Here is a 16,218-nt window from a genome sequence, read left to right on the forward strand (position 1 = left end):
TTTTTCAGCATACTGGTCGTTGTCAATCAGGGGCGGTAGCGTGGAAAAAACAGATTAATTATTTTTGGATAACAGCAGATGTCTCGTAGTGGTTTAGAAGTACAAAAAGCAGCCATTAACGCCTTATTTCTAAGAGAGATTAAGACCCGATTTGGCAAATTTCGTCTTGGTTATCTTTGGGCGGCGCTAGAGCCGATGGCTCACATGCTCATTCTGCTGGGTATTTTCGGCTACATTATGAACCGCACCATGCCAGATATCTCCTTCCCGGTTTTTTTGATTAACGGGATTATCCCCTACTTTGTCTTCATCAATATCAGCAACCGCTCGATTGGTGCCATAGAAGCCAATCAGGGCTTGTTTAACTACCGGCCAGTAAGACCCATCGACACCATAATTGCCCGTGCCATTTTAGAATCACTGATCTATGCGGTCGTTTATGTACTACTGATGACCATCGTCGGCTTGTTTGGCGAGGAGTTTGAAGTCGTTAACCTGATTTCGTTGGTTCTCGTTTGGTTATTGCTCATTATTTTCTCCTGTGGCGTCGGCTTGATTTTTATGGTGATAGGAAAAACCTTCCCCGAAACAGAGAAATTTTTACCCATCCTGCTAAAACCGCTCTACTTTATTTCCTGCATCATGTTCCCACTACATTCAATCCCCAAAGAGTATTGGCCGTACATCCTGTGGAATCCAATAGTTCATGCCGTCGAATTATGCCGTGAAGCCGTTGTTCCGGGTTATATCAGTGAAGGTGTCAGCTTACCCTATCTGGCATTCTGTGCTTTGGTGAGCCTGTTTGTCGGATTAGTGCTGTACCGTAACGGCGAAGAGGCGATGCTAACCTCATGATCAGAATTGAAAATCTCACTAAATCCTACCGCACTCCAGCGGGCCGCCATTATGTTTTTAAAAATCTGCATGTCGAGTTCCCCTCCAACAAAAGTGTGGCACTGATTGGCCGTAACGGCTCAGGCAAATCAACATTATTGCGTGTCATTGGCGGCATTGATCGGCCTGATAGTGGCAAAGTGGTTACCGATAAAACTATCTCTTGGCCCGTTGGGCTAGCAGGCGGATTTCAAGGCAGCCTGACAGGGCGCGAAAATGTTAAATTCGTCGCCCGACTCTACTCGACCCAAAACGAATTACGCGAGAAAGTGGCTTTTGTCGAAAACTTCGCGGAACTCGGCAAATACTTTGATATGCCAATCAAAACTTACTCCTCAGGCATGAAGTCTCGCCTTGGTTTTGGCCTAAGTATGGCCTTTAAGTTTGATTACTATCTAGTGGACGAAGTCACCGCCGTCGGTGATGCGCGTTTTAAACAAAAATGCGCGGACTTATTTAAATCCCGCCACGAGGAATCGAGCTTTCTGATGGTCTCCCACAGTCTGGGTTCACTGAAAGAGTTCTGCGACTCGGCACTCTTTATTGGTCGAGATAATCAAGTTAAGTATTTTGAATCAGTGGATGAGGCGATCGCGGTTTATAAGGTGGATGAGGGGATATAGTTTTTATTTTTATCAAGTCTGTCTCCCTAACCTAATGATTTAAATCTAATTTTAAAAGTACCTTCATATACTAAATATAATCTAAAAGGAATGTATGTTAACTGCAATTGTGCCAGTGGATCTTAGCCAAAGGGCATTGGACATTGTCAAAAAAGCGATCAATATGGCTCACGCAGCAGAACTGGCTAAAGTGCAGATCATTTTTGGGCATAATAATCGTAATACTATTTACGATAAGATGTTCTTAAAGTCCATCGCGAAATATAAATCTGCTAATATTGCTTCTGAAAATTATTACAAATCCGGTGTCAATACATCGCTACTTCGGAATAAAGCATTCAGAAAAGTAACTAGTGAACATCTTGTCTTGTTAGACATTGATATTTGGCCTGACTTCAAACAGCTAAAAAAATATAGTAAAAAAATTCACAATGGCTTTCAGCCATTTTATATACTGCCTTGTTTGTATCTCACGAAATACGGTTCAAAAAAGTTAACAACACAAAAATTATCAACATCAGAACTTATCGATAGGTTTTACTCGTTCTCTAGAAAAGAGTTTCTACATTTGGCTAGCCCCTCTTCAGTGACTGTCATGAAAAGTAGTGATTACGAAAGTCTGGGTGGTTTCAATATTAACTATAATGGTCATGGATACGAAGACTTTGATTTTCTAGTAAGATTATCAGACTATTATAATAAAATAGTACCTACCACAGATTTCATGGTTGATAAAACTGCTCGTTCACCTCTATTTGCTGAGGGGTTTCGTCGCTATTTAGGTGAACTCTGCTTAGAAACATTACTTGAAAAAGATATGGTCTTTCATATTTATCATGATAAACCTAAAGGCAGTAAATATTATGCAGCACGCCCAATAAACTTCAATGTTTTTGCTGCTCAGCACACACATTTAATAGGAGATAAAATCAGCAAAGATCCTACTCTCTTAACCAACTTTGTCAGTATTTGTGTTACGAAGGGGCAGTGTATCCAAGATTACTCTATCTTATTCGATAATAAACCTGGACATATTGACAGATTTGATACTTTTAAAAGACGCTTAAGGTTTTTATTAAATGGCTAAACGACTTGAATCAAGAAAAATAATAAAACTATTCCGCAATCCAAATTTATTCTTTTATGATATGTTCCGAAAAAGAGTATACAAAGATGCACCACAGGAAACAAAAATAATCACTGCAACTACACAGCATGCAATTTTTCCTGCTGTAGATATAATAGAAATAAACCGAGTTGGCTTAAATAATTATATACGTAAATATCTTAATGCTGCTTCTGGACCTAAAGATGGCTCAGATCCGAATAGCTTGCTCATTTGGAGTGGTTATCTAAATGGAATTGTCGGCTTCTTAGGCGGCTTAAAAGAAGCAATGTCTATGAGTATTACCATTTACACATCAAATGGTAAATATAATGTAACATCAAAATCAGGTGAGAAATTTGACATACGAGGAATAACTAAAAACCTCAATGGAGCACCAGATTTTGTTGTGGAAACCAGTAATTCAATAGGACAGCTTGATGTTCTTCATATTTATCTTTTTGACCTTGATGCCTTAGGTGTAGCGACGGTTAGATCTAGCCAAGCTTTAATTAGGCGTTTCAATCTTACTAATATACATGATATTTTTAGTGGGAATGAGGCTGATTCTAATGTACCTAAAATTGATGCTGTTTACACTTGGGTAAACCATCAAGATTTAGATTGGCAGAACTATTGGCAATCCGAATTCCCTGAAGAGCCTTTTGATCCAGATAGATATACTGATAATAACGAGCTTAAATACTCATTAAGATCACTAAACAAATATGCACCGTGGTTAAATAAAATTTACGTCGTGACTAATTGTAAAAAGCCTAAATGGCTCAACAACAATGATAAAATCATATGGGTATCGCACGAAGATATATTCCCAGATAAAAACAGTCTCCCAACATTTAGCTCTCACTCCATTGAAACTTGTTTGCATCACATACCGGGCTTATCTGAAAAATTTATCTATTTCAATGATGATGTTATCCTTGGACAGCCATGTTTACCTTCAGACTTTTTCGATGAATCTGGTCGTTCTATTTCATATTTTGAGCCTTATGGAATGGTGGATTCAATAGAGAAAAATGATCTAACACCAGATTATTTAGTAGCAGCTAAAAACTCTCAAGAATTACTTAGATCTGTTTATCCACATTATGTAGCAAGAAGGTTACATAAGCATGTACCATTTTCTTTGAATCGCTCAACCCTCAAAAAAATAGAAAATACATTCTTCCCAGAAATAAACAAAACTAGAAATTCCAAAAGGCGATCTGAGTATGATATTAATCTCACATCATTCCTCTATCACCATTATTCTCTTGTAAATGGACTTTCCATTCAAAGTGATACCCCCTCTATCATTGTTAGGCCGAGGAATATCAATACATTGATGTCTAAAGATACATTCAAATATAAACTATTATGTTTTAATGACGGTAATGGCAGTGCTCAGGATGATATATACAAAAAACAAACACAAAAATTCTTCGACTTACGACTCCCCGAGAAAGCGGAATGGGAAAATATCTAGTTTTTTTTAGCATTACGTAACTTTCCCCCAATTAACCCGATACCTTAAAATACTCACCTTCATACTCTTTCCCTGCCGTCGGTATCGGTTCAACCTGATTATCACCATAATAAACCGCATTAATCTGGGTGTTCTTCAACATATGCAGCCGATACTTTTTGAATAGCTTCATATCTGGCTGGAAATCTGACTGCCAGAATTGGTTGAGATGCCCCTGAAAGGTCAGCCCTTTCATGTCATACATGGCGTTACCCATGACAATCAAAGGTTTATTGTGGATCAGTGCTGATAATCCGGCGGTGCTGTTAATGGTGATCACCGCTTTGGCATGAGTCAATAGTTCTGGCATCGGCAGATCGTGCACATATTTTACGCGATCACTGATGCCATACTGCTTGCCCAACTGACGAATTAACGGCCCGTAGAGGCGATGCCCTCTGTCCATTGGATGGTGTTTGATCACCAGCCACTGGTTGCTACAAGCTTTTTTTGAGAATGAATACATGACTTCATTGATATAATCACGCACATCATTATAGGGACTGTGATTACGAATCTGGCTGTCGTTATAAACTTGCAAAATCGCCAGATGGTAGCGCTGATCCAGCTCACCCTGAAGTTGGGACAACACCTTTCGTTGCAGGAATCGATACCCTTGTTTTCGCACTGCGGCACGCGCCCAACAGCGCGCTTCGTACAGTGGCGAGAAAGATTTATGGTGCCGGTATTGCTGAAACTCATTGCGATAAAACCAGCCAGCAAGGTAATAGGTCATGGCGTGCCGCACACGCAGAGTAAAGCATGATGCCAGTTTTTTGGCGATTGGCGGCTTGACGTCCGGTAACTTGCGGTAGAAATCAGGATTACGAGGCAGTGAGGAGAACGCATTCACGCCCCCCTCTTCGAGGGTAATAAAATGGGGCCGTAAATAGCCCTCTTCGAACGCCAGAAAACGCACCCCTTTGGCTTGCGCCCATTGCTTTGCCGCCTGATGTAACGGGCGACAATCGCCAAAGCACAAAATAGTGTCGAAGGGGTAAGTTTGCCACGTCTCTTTAAGCCAAGTCGGCAGCTCTTTGGGTGTCTGCTTAAACAGCAAATAGTCGCGCTTACGGCAGTAAAACTTGTCGCCGCCGTTAAATACTACGTTCACCGCCTCACATCCCATGGATTCGAGCCACTCAGCAGTATCACTGAAGAAAGGCCCCATCGGGCCTTGTAATAGCAGGTATCTCTTCCCGGAGATAAGTTTGGTCAGCGCGCGACTACTTGTAAGCATAAACAGGTTACCATTATGATTTAACAGACTGATTTATAGATTTATTGTGACTTTCGTTAACATGATCAACTTTCTATAGTGGCGGATAATCCTGCCCGCCTTCTTTTTGGTCAATTGCATATTGGCCCGAGGCTGAGCGGCCAAGATGTCTAACGCCCGTTCAGCGGTGATAGCTTCACGCCGTAGCGGATCGACATAAGTCGGATAAGCGATTAATGCTTGATACACCAAATCATCCAGCGTCAAGGTGCGGTTTCGGCGGGGCGAGCGATGTTCATCCTGAGTCAGCCCCCATCCGGCGTAAAACGGGATGCCGTAACAAAATACCCGCTTGCCATGCAGCAGCGCTTCAAATCCGGATAGAGACGTCAATGTATGCAACTCATCCGCCGCCTGAATGCACTGGATGATATCGGCATCCAGCGCCTGAATATCTGCCCAACGTGCAATATCAGCGGCGGGAATATGCCCTTGGCGATTACCCACCAGCACATCGGGGTGCGGCTTATAAATAATGAATGCGTCTGGGTTCCGCTGGCGCACGGTTTTTAGCAGCTCGCTGTTAGTACGAATAGTGACGGTGCCGGTGAGGATTGAGGCGTCGTCCTCTACTTGGCCGGGCACCAGCAGGATGCGTCTCCCCTGCGCAGCCTGCGGCACACTAAATGCTGCGCCAATGTTGTATTTACTCACTTTGCTGCTCACCAGCCGCTGGCGAAATGTGGCCGCCCGCGCGGCCTGTAGCACGGTTAACTGACTATGACTGAGCAAAGTTTCAAGGTCACTTGGCCGAGTGGCATCGTAGTAAATGCCACTTTTATCCAGTACCAACGACAACGGGGGATGCAGGTCAGACCCCAGCCCCGATGAACGCAAAAAGCCATCCTCCATCCGCCACACCGGCAGTGTTTGTGACTGTGCCTTCTCTTGCCACCGCTGTTCTCCTTTATGCCCCCAGACCACACACGCCGTGTTCAGCTTTTTACTTTCTCTGAAAGTGACGCTGTTCAGCGATGTTCTTAAAAATAGTTGGAAAATGCTGCGTTTCCAAAGCGTTAATCCCGGCGCCCATAATCGCCCCTCGCGTTGTCGCTGATGATTCTTTTGCATCAGCAGGCCATTGATCACATCAAATAAGGTGGCTGGCTGCCCACTACAAGGGTCGATATAGCGGCTGTAGCGGAAGTAAGCCGCGCTGAAGAGATCCTGCAAACTTGCCTGCCCGCGCCGCGCCGATAGTGCGCTGGCCTGTGGGTGGCGATCGTCGGTCAATCCCCAACCGGCATACCAAGGTTGACCAAATACACGGACGGTTTTTCCAGCCAGTAGCGCTTCAAAGCCATACTGTGAGGTCACGACATAGACGCGGCTGACATGGCGCAATAGCGACTGTGGGCTTACATTCTCTGCCAGTAACTTGATACGCGGATCTTTCGGTATGACCTCGAAGTAGCCCGATTTCTTGCCCTGTAATACATCCGGGTGAATTTTCAGCCAAATTTCTGCCTGCGGATTCTCCTCCAGCGCGGCATTTAGCATGGCCTCAAAATCAGCGGCCCCCACATTCCCGTACTTGACCGCCATATCACCGAAGGTTTGGTCGACGACCAGCACTGCATCGCCCTGCGGCGGCTCACCACTGAATGGCGGTGCAAGGTTATATTTCGACAGATCCGCCTCGACAATCAGCTGCATTGCCCTTTGTGCATCGGCATAAAAGGGCTGATTACCGACTCGATCCTGAATCAGTGTTTCCAGCGAACTAGCCCGATTGGCGTCGTAATAGATCCCCTGCGTATCCACCACCATCGACAGCGGCGGGCAGCCCGTGACACCCAACCCCAGTGAACGGATAAAACCATCTTCGAGGCGAATCACCGGCAGATTGGCAGCGCCCGCTTGCGCCGCCGCCTTATCTGCGGTCGGGCGATAGCCCCACACCGCCACCGAGCTTATCTGCGGCGGAATGGGGCGCAGCGATGAGAGCTTGCAGCAAGGCTCAGCCAGAAAGTTTTCCAGATGATCGATGCGATAGATGCCTGCCGAAAAGATGCCTATCATCAGAGTGTTAGCACCACTTTCGCGGCCACGGCCAACTGGTAAAGAATGGTCGAGATGCCACGGGTGACTTCGATATTCTTCGATTCAAACTTCGGCAATACCATCAGTTCGTCGCCCGGTTCCAGTGTTTTGACATCTTCAGCATTCAGCGCTTCGCCGCTTTGCTTAATCAAAATGACTTTGGTGTTGCTGGCTTTTTGCGTGTAGCCGCCCACCTTGGCGATGTAGTCATCCGGACTCAGCCCTTTCTGCCAGCTCACTGCATTGGGGAACATCACTTCGCCGTGGATCATCACCAGCGAGGTTTTCTCTGGGATCTTAATGACGTCGCTGTCCTCCAGAATCACCTGATCAAGATTGCTTTCGCTGAGCACCACTTCCCCCTTTGGCACCACATTGCGGGCTTTGGAGACGAAACGGCTGATAAGTTGTGCTTCCTGCATCCGCAGACGGGCCTCTTCTGAGGTGGAAGATTGAGCGGATAAAGAGGCTTCTTCCAGTTTTTGCAGCGACAGATCAAGCATCTCTTTCTGGCGCAGTGCAACCGAGCGGCGGTAGAGCTGGATAGAGTCCATCTGTGACATGCTGTTTGGGCGAATTTTCGACAGTACCTGACGCATCGTCGCACCATATGGCAACACCATGGCATGTTCGCCGGAGTGTGCGCCTTCAATTCTCACCTGAATGGTTCCGGAATAACGATCAGTGCTGATAATAAGTTTGTCGCCATCCTGCAATGAGCGGCCTGGCGCAGAGCTGAGCGGATAGTATTCACTGCGCTTGATGGTGCCCTGCTGACGGATAATGGTCATATGGGTCGCACCCGGTTTAGGGCGCGCCCAACTCAATGCTTCGGTCACCGGGATCGTGCTGTTGCGGAATTCAAAGTCATAGCTGTTGAACACTTCGCCTTCCACACTGAAGGTGTGCTGACGCGGCCCGACCACGATAGTGTCGCCGTCAGAAAACTGTGATAACCCCAGATTGCCATTGAGTAAAAAGTCGTACAGATTGACCTGCGAACGCACACTTTTACCGCGTTTGATGCTGATATCCACATAACTGCCGCTCTGGGTATCAACCCCCCCCGCTTTGCTGAGGTAGGAGAGCAATGAGTCCGAGGCAACACCGCCATACAGACCGGGGTTGTTGACATAGCCAGTGACAAAAACTTTGACCGGCTGAGCCTGTAAGAGTGATGCATAGACATTCACGTTGGACTGATAGACCTGTTTGACCTTGTTCGTCACCACGCTATTTATCTGACTATTCGGGATGCCAACCACTTTCAGCGGGCCGACATTCGGCAGGAAGATATTGCCTTTCGGGTCCACACTCAGCGCGCCTTCAAAATTGAACGCCCCCCACAACCGCACTTGGATCTGATCACCCAAGCTGACGACGTAGTTGGGATTAAAACCAATACTGGAGCCGCTGTCCGCCGCAGACACGGAAGTAAAGAGCTGCGCACCAAACATGCGGCTCATCACCATCGGCATCGCGGCCTGTGGGGGATCGTAAAACTGGCCGTCGTTATAGGCTTTCTGAGTTTGACCGGAGATTATCGACGGCAAAGGTGCCGCCCCCGTCATGTTCGGATCGGCATTCAGATCCACTGCCTGAGCTGATGTTGCCTGTAGGGCAATAATCAGAAGAACAGATTTCAATAATTTCATAGCATGCTCTGAGTGACTGCCTGCGGTTTTATCCCGACAAGCTAAGAATCGCGTTAATACAGCGTCAGTCTTTATGATCATCAATTACCGCCAGCAATAACTTGACGGTGCCAAAGAGTAAGCAGCAAACCAGTAACCAGCTAATGAGCAGATACAGGCGATTGGGGAATGCAGACTCTTCAGGTAACTGCGGTGAGCTGATGACTGACAATACTTTCAGTTTTCTTGCCGCATCGACGCGGGTTTTCTCAATCGATGTCAGGGTCAATTTGTAGATTTCGCCATCAAACTGCACCTTGGCTTTAATCTCTTCAAAATCCACCGCCATGCGGTTCAGCTTGTGACCATCAGGCGCGGTGATTTTGTTTTTTTCATTATCAATCTGAGTGGAGAGCGATTTAAGGGCATTCTGCGCACTGATGACCTGAGGAGCATCGTCACGAAGATACGTCAGCAGATTACGCAGCTCCGCTTCCATCTGAATCCGTTGGCTCACCAAGGTGTTGACCAACGAGGTCGCGGCTAAAGCCTGAGCTTCGGGATCAAGCACATTATTGCTGTTCTGATAAGTAAGTAGCTCGGTTTTACTGCGATTCAAACGCACACGCGCGGCTTGCATTTCATCTTCGGCAAACTGCAACTGCTCGCGGGCAATGCGGTGCGAGATCTCATTGATAAACTTTTCGGACTCTTTCAATACCGCCTGATTAAATGCTTCGGCAAATTCAGGTGAGAATCCTTGTGTCCCAAGAGTGAGCAGCCCCGTTTTATCGTCATAAACCACAGAAATACGGTCACGGTAATAATTGAGAAATTGTTCGCGGGTGGCCCCCTCAGAGAGATGATAGAAGAAATCCCAACCGCTCTGGCCGAAAGCTTGACGAAAATTAAGCTGCTTATCGAGAACACCCAACATATCAGGAGAGCTAATATACTCCTTCAAATAGAGGGCATCCTCGGCGGAACTGGGGTTGCCAGTGCCTAACAGCAAACCCACGTTCAGGTTACTGCCATTGATATCGCTGGACTGTTTGATGGCGACTTTAGATTCACTGAGGTAGCGTGGCTGGCTAAAAATCAGCAGGTAGAGAGCCAGCAACAGCATCGGTATCAGGATTATAATCTTGCCTAAATGGCGCTGTATCTTGGACAGATTCAAGTGTGATAGTCGCACACGCTTCAGCGCATCACCTGGCCAAGCCGACTTTACTTTTTCAATAAACATGGATTTCATCATTTGTTATTTGCGCGGGTATTTCCCCATCACGTTTAATGCAGTCATCAACAGAAAAATCTGATAATAAAGCGACCTTTTCCCAACAGACGTAAATTAGGTTCGCCGAACCTTGTATCATGTTCAATCACACATGTCACAGCAAAGAGTTAACCCTGTGGGTGAGCTAAAACCTAACCCATAAAATAGAGACATTTTTGTCAGCAAAACGCTAAATGAAGGGATGAATCTATAAAACTGCGGCTATAACATTGCAGCTACAATACGTTTAACTCTTATTCTTTCAACTGCGATACTTTCGGCTAAAATGGGTCAATAATTATACCTTCATCTCGTTATCATTAATAAAGCTGACAACTTTGCATCTTATTCTGGCGATAGAAGATAAATAGTGGAAAACAAAAAAACACATATCTTTCCAATAGATAGAGTATGGAAATCATGAGCCGAGGCAGTATAGAAACAATGGTCCACTAACACCAATTGAATAAATGTTACCAAATGTAACAGCCAAAGATTGATAAAATTAAACTGCCGATTTTATTTGTAAGAATTTTCTCAAGTGTAAATTACAATAACCTTAAAAGTCATGATAGTAAATATTTTCTATTTACAACCCTCTGGGAATGAATGAAGTGTAATGTACGAATTTTCCTAATATTATTTCTGCAAAATATGTGATGTAAATAAGTCATATCGTCAGATCCGGTGGCTATTCATGCTCAGATGCTAAAGACATAAATATGACTTACCCATAGTTAATCAAATTGGGTAGCCAGCGGTACATTAAAGTTATAAATATTGAAACAATTGGTGTTGATATTGTAGGCAGGCATTGAAGCATTGGAGAAGAGAATTAAGCAGAGAAATCATGTTCCCCAACCTGATCGCGCGATCAGATTGGGGAACATGCAATGGTCAGAATAACGCTGTTACTCAAACACCCCAGTCGATAAATACCTATCTCCACGATCACAAATAATCGCCACAATCACCGCTCCTGGGTTTTCGGCCGCGACTCGCAATGCTCCGGCGACCGCACCACCAGAGCTAACGCCACAGAAAATCCCCTCTTCCGTCGCAAGTCGGCGCATGGTCTGTTCGGCTGAGATCTGGGCGATATCCAAAACTTGATCCACTAATTCAGGGCGAAAAATCCCCGGCATATATTCAGGCGACCAACGGCGAATACCGGGAATACTACTGCCCTCCGCCGGTTGCAGGCCGATAATGGTCACTTGCGGATTCTGGCTTTTCAGATACTGGCTGACACCGGTAATAGTGCCAGTGGTGCCCATGCTAGAGACAAAATGGCTCACTTTACCCGCCGTCTGCTGCCAGATTTCTGGCCCAGTGCTGGTAAAATGGGCGTAAGGATTATCGGCATTATTAAACTGATCCAGCACCTTGCCCTGCCCCTCGGCCTGCATCATCAACGCCTGATCACGCGCGCCTTCCATGCCCTGCTCGCGGCTAACCAGAATCAACTCAGCCCCATAAGCGCGCATCGCCGCCTGACGTTCTTGGCTCATGTTTTCCGGCATCAATAATTTCAGCCGATACCCTTTCAGAGCCGCAATCATCGCCAGTGCAATCCCGGTATTGCCGCTGGTGGCCTCGATCAACACATCACCCGGCACAATTTCCCCGCGCAACTCGGCCTGCTGGATCATGGCGAGGGCCGCGCGATCTTTGACCGACCCCGCTGGATTATTGCCCTCCAGTTTGACCCAAATCTCCGCGTTCAGCCCTTGGCTTAATCGTTGCAGTTTTACCAGTGGGGTGTTGCCGATGCATTGTTCAAGGGTCATCACTCTAAATTCCTAGCTAGAATTGATTTTAATAAAAGAAAAAGGCGGCTGTTAGGCCGCCTCTGTTTGCCATAGGCAGAAAAACTTATCAGGCGCTTTGGGCTAAAGCAATGGGTTGCAATAATTGATCGCCAGAATACAAGCGAGCATTCAATCCACCCACGTAATAGCGATTACCGCGCACTGGGGCGTCGATATTGCCTTCCGGCAGCACGACACTGATAGGATCTTGATGCCAACCAATAGGTTGCACGGTCAATTGCCAGAAATGACCACGCGGGCTAACTTCCAGCACCTGCACCGGCAGTGGGCAGCGATCACTCGATTGAGTGCTGACCTCCATCTCCCATGGGCGCAGGAACAGATCCACACTGCCCTGATGCATTGGGGCCAAGTCCAGCGGCCAGTGATGCGCGCCAATATAGAGCTGCGAACCTCGGATCTCTCCGCTCAAGCGATTCACTTCCCCCAAGAATTCCAGCACAAAACGGGTGGCTGGGTCGCGCCACACTTCATCTGGCGTACCAACTTGCTCGATATTACCCTGACTCATCACCACCACGCGATCCGCCACTTCCATCGCCTCTTCTTGATCGTGGGTGACGAAGACGCTGGTGAATTTCAACTCTTCATGCAACTGGCGCAACCAGCGGCGCAGCTCTTTACGCACCTGCGCATCCAGCGCGCCGAAAGGTTCATCCAGCAACAGAATTTGTGGTTCCACCGCCAGCGCCCGTGCTAAAGCAACACGCTGTTTCTGGCCGCCGGAGAGCTGTGATGGATAGCGACTCGCCAGATGGCCTAATTGTACCATCTCCAGTAACTGCGCCACTTTCTGTTTGATGGCTGCCGCATTGGGGCGCTCACGGCGCGGTAACACCGTCAGACCAAAAGCGATGTTATCGAACACCGTCATATGGCGGAATAACGCGTAATGCTGGAACACAAAACCCACGCGCCGATCACGGGCATGGAGGCGGCTGACATCAGTGCCGTGGAAACTTAGCCGCCCGGCGTTTTGGTTTTCCAATCCAGCGATAATGCGCAGCAAGGTGGTTTTCCCCGAACCGGACGGGCCGAGCAGCGCCACCATCTGGCCAGAAGGAATATCAAGCTGGATGTTGTTCAGTACCTTGGTGCGACCAAAATACTTGCTGATATTATCAATCTCAATGCTCATGCTTTTGCTCCTGTTCGAGACGAACAACCTGACGCGCTAAGCGCCATTGCAGGCCGCTTTTCAGAAAAAGGGTCACTATTGCCATCAGGGTCAATAATGCGGCGGCGGTAAAGGCCCCGGCAGTATTGTAATCCTGATGCAACAGCTCAACTTGCAGCGGCAAGGTGTAGGTCTCGCCACGAATAGAACCAGATACCACGGAGACCGCCCCAAACTCGCCAATGGCGCGGGCATTGGTCAACACCACGCCATACAGCAGCGCCCAGCGAATGTTGGGCAAGGTGACGCGGCGGAACATTTGCCAGCCGGAGGCACCGAGCAGCACAGCGGCTTCATCTTCCTGACTGCCTTGACTCATCATCACCGGCACCAGTTCACGCACCACAAATGGGCAGGTGACGAAGATGGTCACCAGCACCATGCCGGGCCAAGAGAACATCAGTTGGATATCATGCGAATCCAACCAGCCGCCGACTACCCCGTTCGAGCCGTAAAACAGCAGGTACATCAGGCCCGCCACCACCGGCGAAACCGCAAACGGGATATCAATCAGCGTCATCAATAACTGGCGGCCGGGGAAGACAAACCGTGTCACCAACCAAGCCAATACCACACCAAACACCAGATTCACCGGCACGGTAATCAGCGCCACCAGCACGGTGAGCCAAATGGCGTGCAACATATCTGGGTCGAGTAAATTCTGCCCCACCACCGCCATCCCTTTCGAGAAGGCGGTGATGAAGATCCACACCATCGGGATTACCAGCAGCAAGAATGAGAACAGTGCGCCGATAGCAATTAGGGTCCATTTTCCCCAGTTGATCGGAGGGCGGGCCACGCCGTTAAACTCGGTGATATCCGCCATCAGTGCCCACCTATCCGCCGACCAAAGCGGCTTTGTAACGTGTTAATCCCGAACAGCAACACCAGTGATACCGCCAGAATAACCGAGGCAATCGCACTGGCCGCCGGGTAATCAAATTCTTGCAAGCGGATGAAGATCATCAGCGAGGTGACTTCGGTTTTCCACGCGATGTTGCCAGCGATAAAGATAACTGCACCGAACTCGCCCAAACTGCGGGTGAAGGATAACGCCGTCCCTGCCAGCAGTGCCGGAGCCAGTTCGGGCATCACCACCAGACGGAAGCTCTGCCAGCGGCTGGCACCTAGGGTTTCAGCCGCCTCTTCGTATTCCGGCCCCAACTCTTCCAGCACCGGTTGCACCGTGCGCACCACAAACGGCAAGCTGGTAAAAGCCATCGCGACGGCAATCCCTAACCATGTGAAGGAAACTTTGATGCCAAACTCGTTTAACCAAGCCCCATACCAGCCGGTGGTGGAGAACAGGGTCGCCAGTGTCAAACCAGCCACGGCGGTCGGTAAGGCGAACGGTAAATCCATCAGGCCATCAAGCAAACTGCGACCGGGGAATTGATAGCGGGTCAAAATCCACGCCATCAACATGCCAAAGACCGCATTAAAAATACTCGCCACGCCGGCGGCCAGTAAGGTCACTTTATAAGCGGCAACCACCTGAGGGTTAGTTATCACCTCCCAGTACTGCGCCCAACTCATCTGTGCGACCTGCATCACTAACGCGCTGAGCGGTAATAATAAGATCAGGCAGGTGTAAAGCAGGCTGCTCCCCAGACTGAGGGTAAATCCGGGCAGAACCCGTTTACTGGATGCCGACAACATTACTGATGCCCTTCCGCTAACAATTTATCCAACACGCCACCCGTCACGAAATGGGTACTCATCACTTGTGGCCAGCTACCGAATTGCTCTTCAACGCGGAACAGCTGGGTTTCAGGGAATTGGGATTTGGCCGCTTCCATCGCTTTTTTATCGTAAACACGGTAGTTGAAACTGGTGATGACCTGCTGTGCTGCCGGGCTGTAGAGATAGTTGAGGTAAGCTTTGGCCGCTTTTTCAGTGCCATTCTTCTCCACATTTTTGTCTACCCACGCCACTGGGAACTCCGCCAGAATATCGACTGGCGGGACAATGACTTCATATTTGTCACTGCCATATTCTTTGCGGATATTATTCACTTCAGACTCGAAGCTGATCAGCACATCACCCAAACCGCGTTCGACGAAAGTGGTGGTCGCCCCCCGGCCGCCAGTATCAAATACCACCACATTGCTCAGGAAGCGCTTCATCCAGTCGCGAGTTTTTGCTTCATCTTTGCCATTGGCTTGTTGTGTCGCGCCCCATGCTGCCAGATAGGTGTAGCGGCCATTGCCGGAGGTTTTGGGATTTGGGAACACCAGCTTCACATCTTCGCGCACCAAATCATCCCAGTTGTGGATATTCTTTGGGTTGTCCTTGCGCACCAAGAAGGCCATGGTGGAGTAGAATGGCGAGCTGTTGTTGGGCAAGCGGGCCTGCCAGTCAGCCGGAATGAGATTGCCGCGATCATGCAGGATTTGGACATCAGTGACTTGGTTATAGGTCACCACATCGGCTTTCAAGCCTTGCAAGATAGCCAGTGCCTGCTTGGAGGAGCCAGCATGGGACTGTTTGATGGTCAGTTTGTCGCCCGGATTTTGTTGCTCCCACTGTTGCTGGAAGCCCGGATTCAATGCGGTGAATAACTCGCGGGAGACATCATAAGAGCTGTTGAGCAGCTCAGTGGCAGAGGCGGTTGTGCTGCCGAAAATTAACGCGCTTAATAAGGCGACTCGGGTCCATCCATTTGTCTTCACTGAAGCCTGTTTCATTCTGCACCTTATCCACTGAGTTCATTCGGCCGGCATGTTATAAATGTTAACAGTGCCCTTCATATGTTCAGTGTATTTATAACTAGGCGCATACCTATAACGCTTTTATATACCGTTTAGTGATGTTCAAGTATCAAATGCTC

Annotated in this window: 13 protein-coding genes; 4 read left to right on the plus strand and 9 right to left on the minus strand. The window is 47.9% G+C overall.

Annotated features, from left to right (window positions below; genetic code table 11):
- The first annotated feature begins 78 nt into the window (after positions 1-78).
- From HRD69_RS19185 to HRD69_RS19200, 4 genes are all read left to right on the plus strand, one after another.
- Complete coding sequence (locus tag HRD69_RS19185; protein WP_004877178.1) at positions 79-855, plus strand: ABC transporter permease; 777 nt, start codon at positions 79-81, stop codon at positions 853-855.
- Positions 852-1,517, plus strand: coding sequence for an ABC transporter ATP-binding protein (locus tag HRD69_RS19190; RefSeq protein WP_032815372.1), 666 nt, complete (start codon positions 852-854; stop codon positions 1,515-1,517). Before HRD69_RS19185 ends, HRD69_RS19190 begins: the two co-directional genes overlap by 4 nt.
- 94 nt (positions 1,518-1,611) lie before the next feature.
- A complete protein-coding gene (locus tag HRD69_RS19195) occupies positions 1,612-2,604 on the plus strand; it encodes a galactosyltransferase-related protein (RefSeq protein ID WP_004877173.1) in 993 nt (330 codons plus the stop codon).
- The gene (locus HRD69_RS19200) at positions 2,597-4,108 is read left to right on the plus strand and encodes a stealth conserved region 3 domain-containing protein (RefSeq protein WP_032815371.1); all 1,512 of its coding nucleotides are present in this window, start codon (positions 2,597-2,599) and stop codon (positions 4,106-4,108) included. The genes HRD69_RS19195 and HRD69_RS19200 overlap by 8 nt, the downstream gene beginning before the upstream one ends.
- Before the next feature lie 31 nt (positions 4,109-4,139).
- Here the strand turns inward: HRD69_RS19200 and HRD69_RS19205 are convergent, their stop codons facing one another.
- The 9 genes from HRD69_RS19205 to HRD69_RS19245 all read right to left on the minus strand — a co-directional run bounded on the left by HRD69_RS19205 (position 4,140) and on the right by HRD69_RS19245 (position 16,075).
- Positions 4,140-5,387 (minus strand): capsule biosynthesis protein, encoded by a 1,248-nt coding sequence (locus HRD69_RS19205; RefSeq protein ID WP_032815370.1) that lies wholly within the window; start codon positions 5,385-5,387, stop codon positions 4,140-4,142.
- Between the two features lie 33 nt (positions 5,388-5,420).
- A complete protein-coding gene (locus HRD69_RS19210; protein WP_004877167.1) occupies positions 5,421-7,448 on the minus strand; it encodes a capsular polysaccharide biosynthesis protein in 2,028 nt (675 codons plus the stop codon).
- The gene (locus HRD69_RS19215) at positions 7,448-9,124 is read right to left on the minus strand and encodes a polysaccharide biosynthesis/export family protein (RefSeq protein ID WP_032815369.1); all 1,677 of its coding nucleotides are present in this window, start codon (positions 9,122-9,124) and stop codon (positions 7,448-7,450) included. The genes HRD69_RS19210 and HRD69_RS19215 overlap by 1 nt, the downstream gene beginning before the upstream one ends.
- A 64-nt stretch (positions 9,125-9,188) precedes the next feature.
- Positions 9,189-10,349 (minus strand): capsule biosynthesis protein, encoded by a 1,161-nt coding sequence (locus HRD69_RS19220; protein WP_244263005.1) that lies wholly within the window; start codon positions 10,347-10,349, stop codon positions 9,189-9,191.
- A 941-nt stretch (positions 10,350-11,290) separates the two neighbouring features.
- Positions 11,291-12,172 (minus strand): cysteine synthase CysM, encoded by an 882-nt coding sequence (cysM, locus tag HRD69_RS19225; RefSeq protein ID WP_032815367.1) that lies wholly within the window; start codon positions 12,170-12,172, stop codon positions 11,291-11,293.
- A gap of 85 nt (positions 12,173-12,257) precedes the next feature.
- The gene (gene cysA / locus HRD69_RS19230) at positions 12,258-13,349 is read right to left on the minus strand and encodes a sulfate/thiosulfate ABC transporter ATP-binding protein CysA (protein WP_032815366.1); all 1,092 of its coding nucleotides are present in this window, start codon (positions 13,347-13,349) and stop codon (positions 12,258-12,260) included.
- On the minus strand, positions 13,339-14,214 hold the full coding sequence (gene cysW / locus HRD69_RS19235) for a sulfate/thiosulfate ABC transporter permease CysW (protein ID WP_004877158.1): 876 nt from the start codon (positions 14,212-14,214) through the stop codon (positions 13,339-13,341). Before cysW ends, cysA begins: the two co-directional genes overlap by 11 nt.
- Positions 14,214-15,047, minus strand: coding sequence for a sulfate/thiosulfate ABC transporter permease CysT (gene cysT / locus HRD69_RS19240; RefSeq protein WP_032815365.1), 834 nt, complete (start codon positions 15,045-15,047; stop codon positions 14,214-14,216). The genes cysW and cysT overlap by 1 nt, the downstream gene beginning before the upstream one ends.
- Positions 15,047-16,075, minus strand: coding sequence for a sulfate ABC transporter substrate-binding protein (locus HRD69_RS19245; protein WP_004877157.1), 1,029 nt, complete (start codon positions 16,073-16,075; stop codon positions 15,047-15,049). Before HRD69_RS19245 ends, cysT begins: the two co-directional genes overlap by 1 nt.
- Positions 16,076-16,218 lie beyond the last annotated feature (143 nt).

The organism is Yersinia mollaretii ATCC 43969 (assembly GCF_013282725.1).
Taxonomy (GTDB): domain Bacteria; phylum Pseudomonadota; class Gammaproteobacteria; order Enterobacterales; family Enterobacteriaceae; genus Yersinia; species Yersinia mollaretii.

What these genes read in the sequence shown, in the direction of transcription:
- HRD69_RS19185 (WP_004877178.1), top strand. Translation starts at nt 79, where the DNA reads ATGTCTCGTAGTGGTTTAGAAGTACAAAAAGCAGCCATTAACGCCTTA.
- HRD69_RS19190 (WP_032815372.1), top strand. Translation starts at nt 852, where the DNA reads ATGATCAGAATTGAAAATCTCACTAAATCCTACCGCACTCCAGCGGGC.
- HRD69_RS19195 (WP_004877173.1), top strand. Translation starts at nt 1,612, where the DNA reads ATGTTAACTGCAATTGTGCCAGTGGATCTTAGCCAAAGGGCATTGGAC.
- HRD69_RS19200 (WP_032815371.1), top strand. Translation starts at nt 2,597, where the DNA reads ATGGCTAAACGACTTGAATCAAGAAAAATAATAAAACTATTCCGCAAT.
- HRD69_RS19205 (WP_032815370.1), bottom strand. Translation starts at nt 5,387, where the DNA reads ATGCTTACAAGTAGTCGCGCGCTGACCAAACTTATCTCCGGGAAGAGA.
- HRD69_RS19210 (WP_004877167.1), bottom strand. Translation starts at nt 7,448, where the DNA reads ATGATAGGCATCTTTTCGGCAGGCATCTATCGCATCGATCATCTGGAA.
- HRD69_RS19215 (WP_032815369.1), bottom strand. Translation starts at nt 9,124, where the DNA reads ATGAAATTATTGAAATCTGTTCTTCTGATTATTGCCCTACAGGCAACA.
- HRD69_RS19220 (WP_244263005.1), bottom strand. Translation starts at nt 10,349, where the DNA reads ATGTTTATTGAAAAAGTAAAGTCGGCTTGGCCAGGTGATGCGCTGAAG.
- cysA (WP_032815366.1), bottom strand. Translation starts at nt 13,349, where the DNA reads ATGAGCATTGAGATTGATAATATCAGCAAGTATTTTGGTCGCACCAAG.
- cysW (WP_004877158.1), bottom strand. Translation starts at nt 14,214, where the DNA reads ATGGCGGATATCACCGAGTTTAACGGCGTGGCCCGCCCTCCGATCAAC.
- cysT (WP_032815365.1), bottom strand. Translation starts at nt 15,047, where the DNA reads ATGTTGTCGGCATCCAGTAAACGGGTTCTGCCCGGATTTACCCTCAGT.
- HRD69_RS19245 (WP_004877157.1), bottom strand. Translation starts at nt 16,075, where the DNA reads ATGAAACAGGCTTCAGTGAAGACAAATGGATGGACCCGAGTCGCCTTA.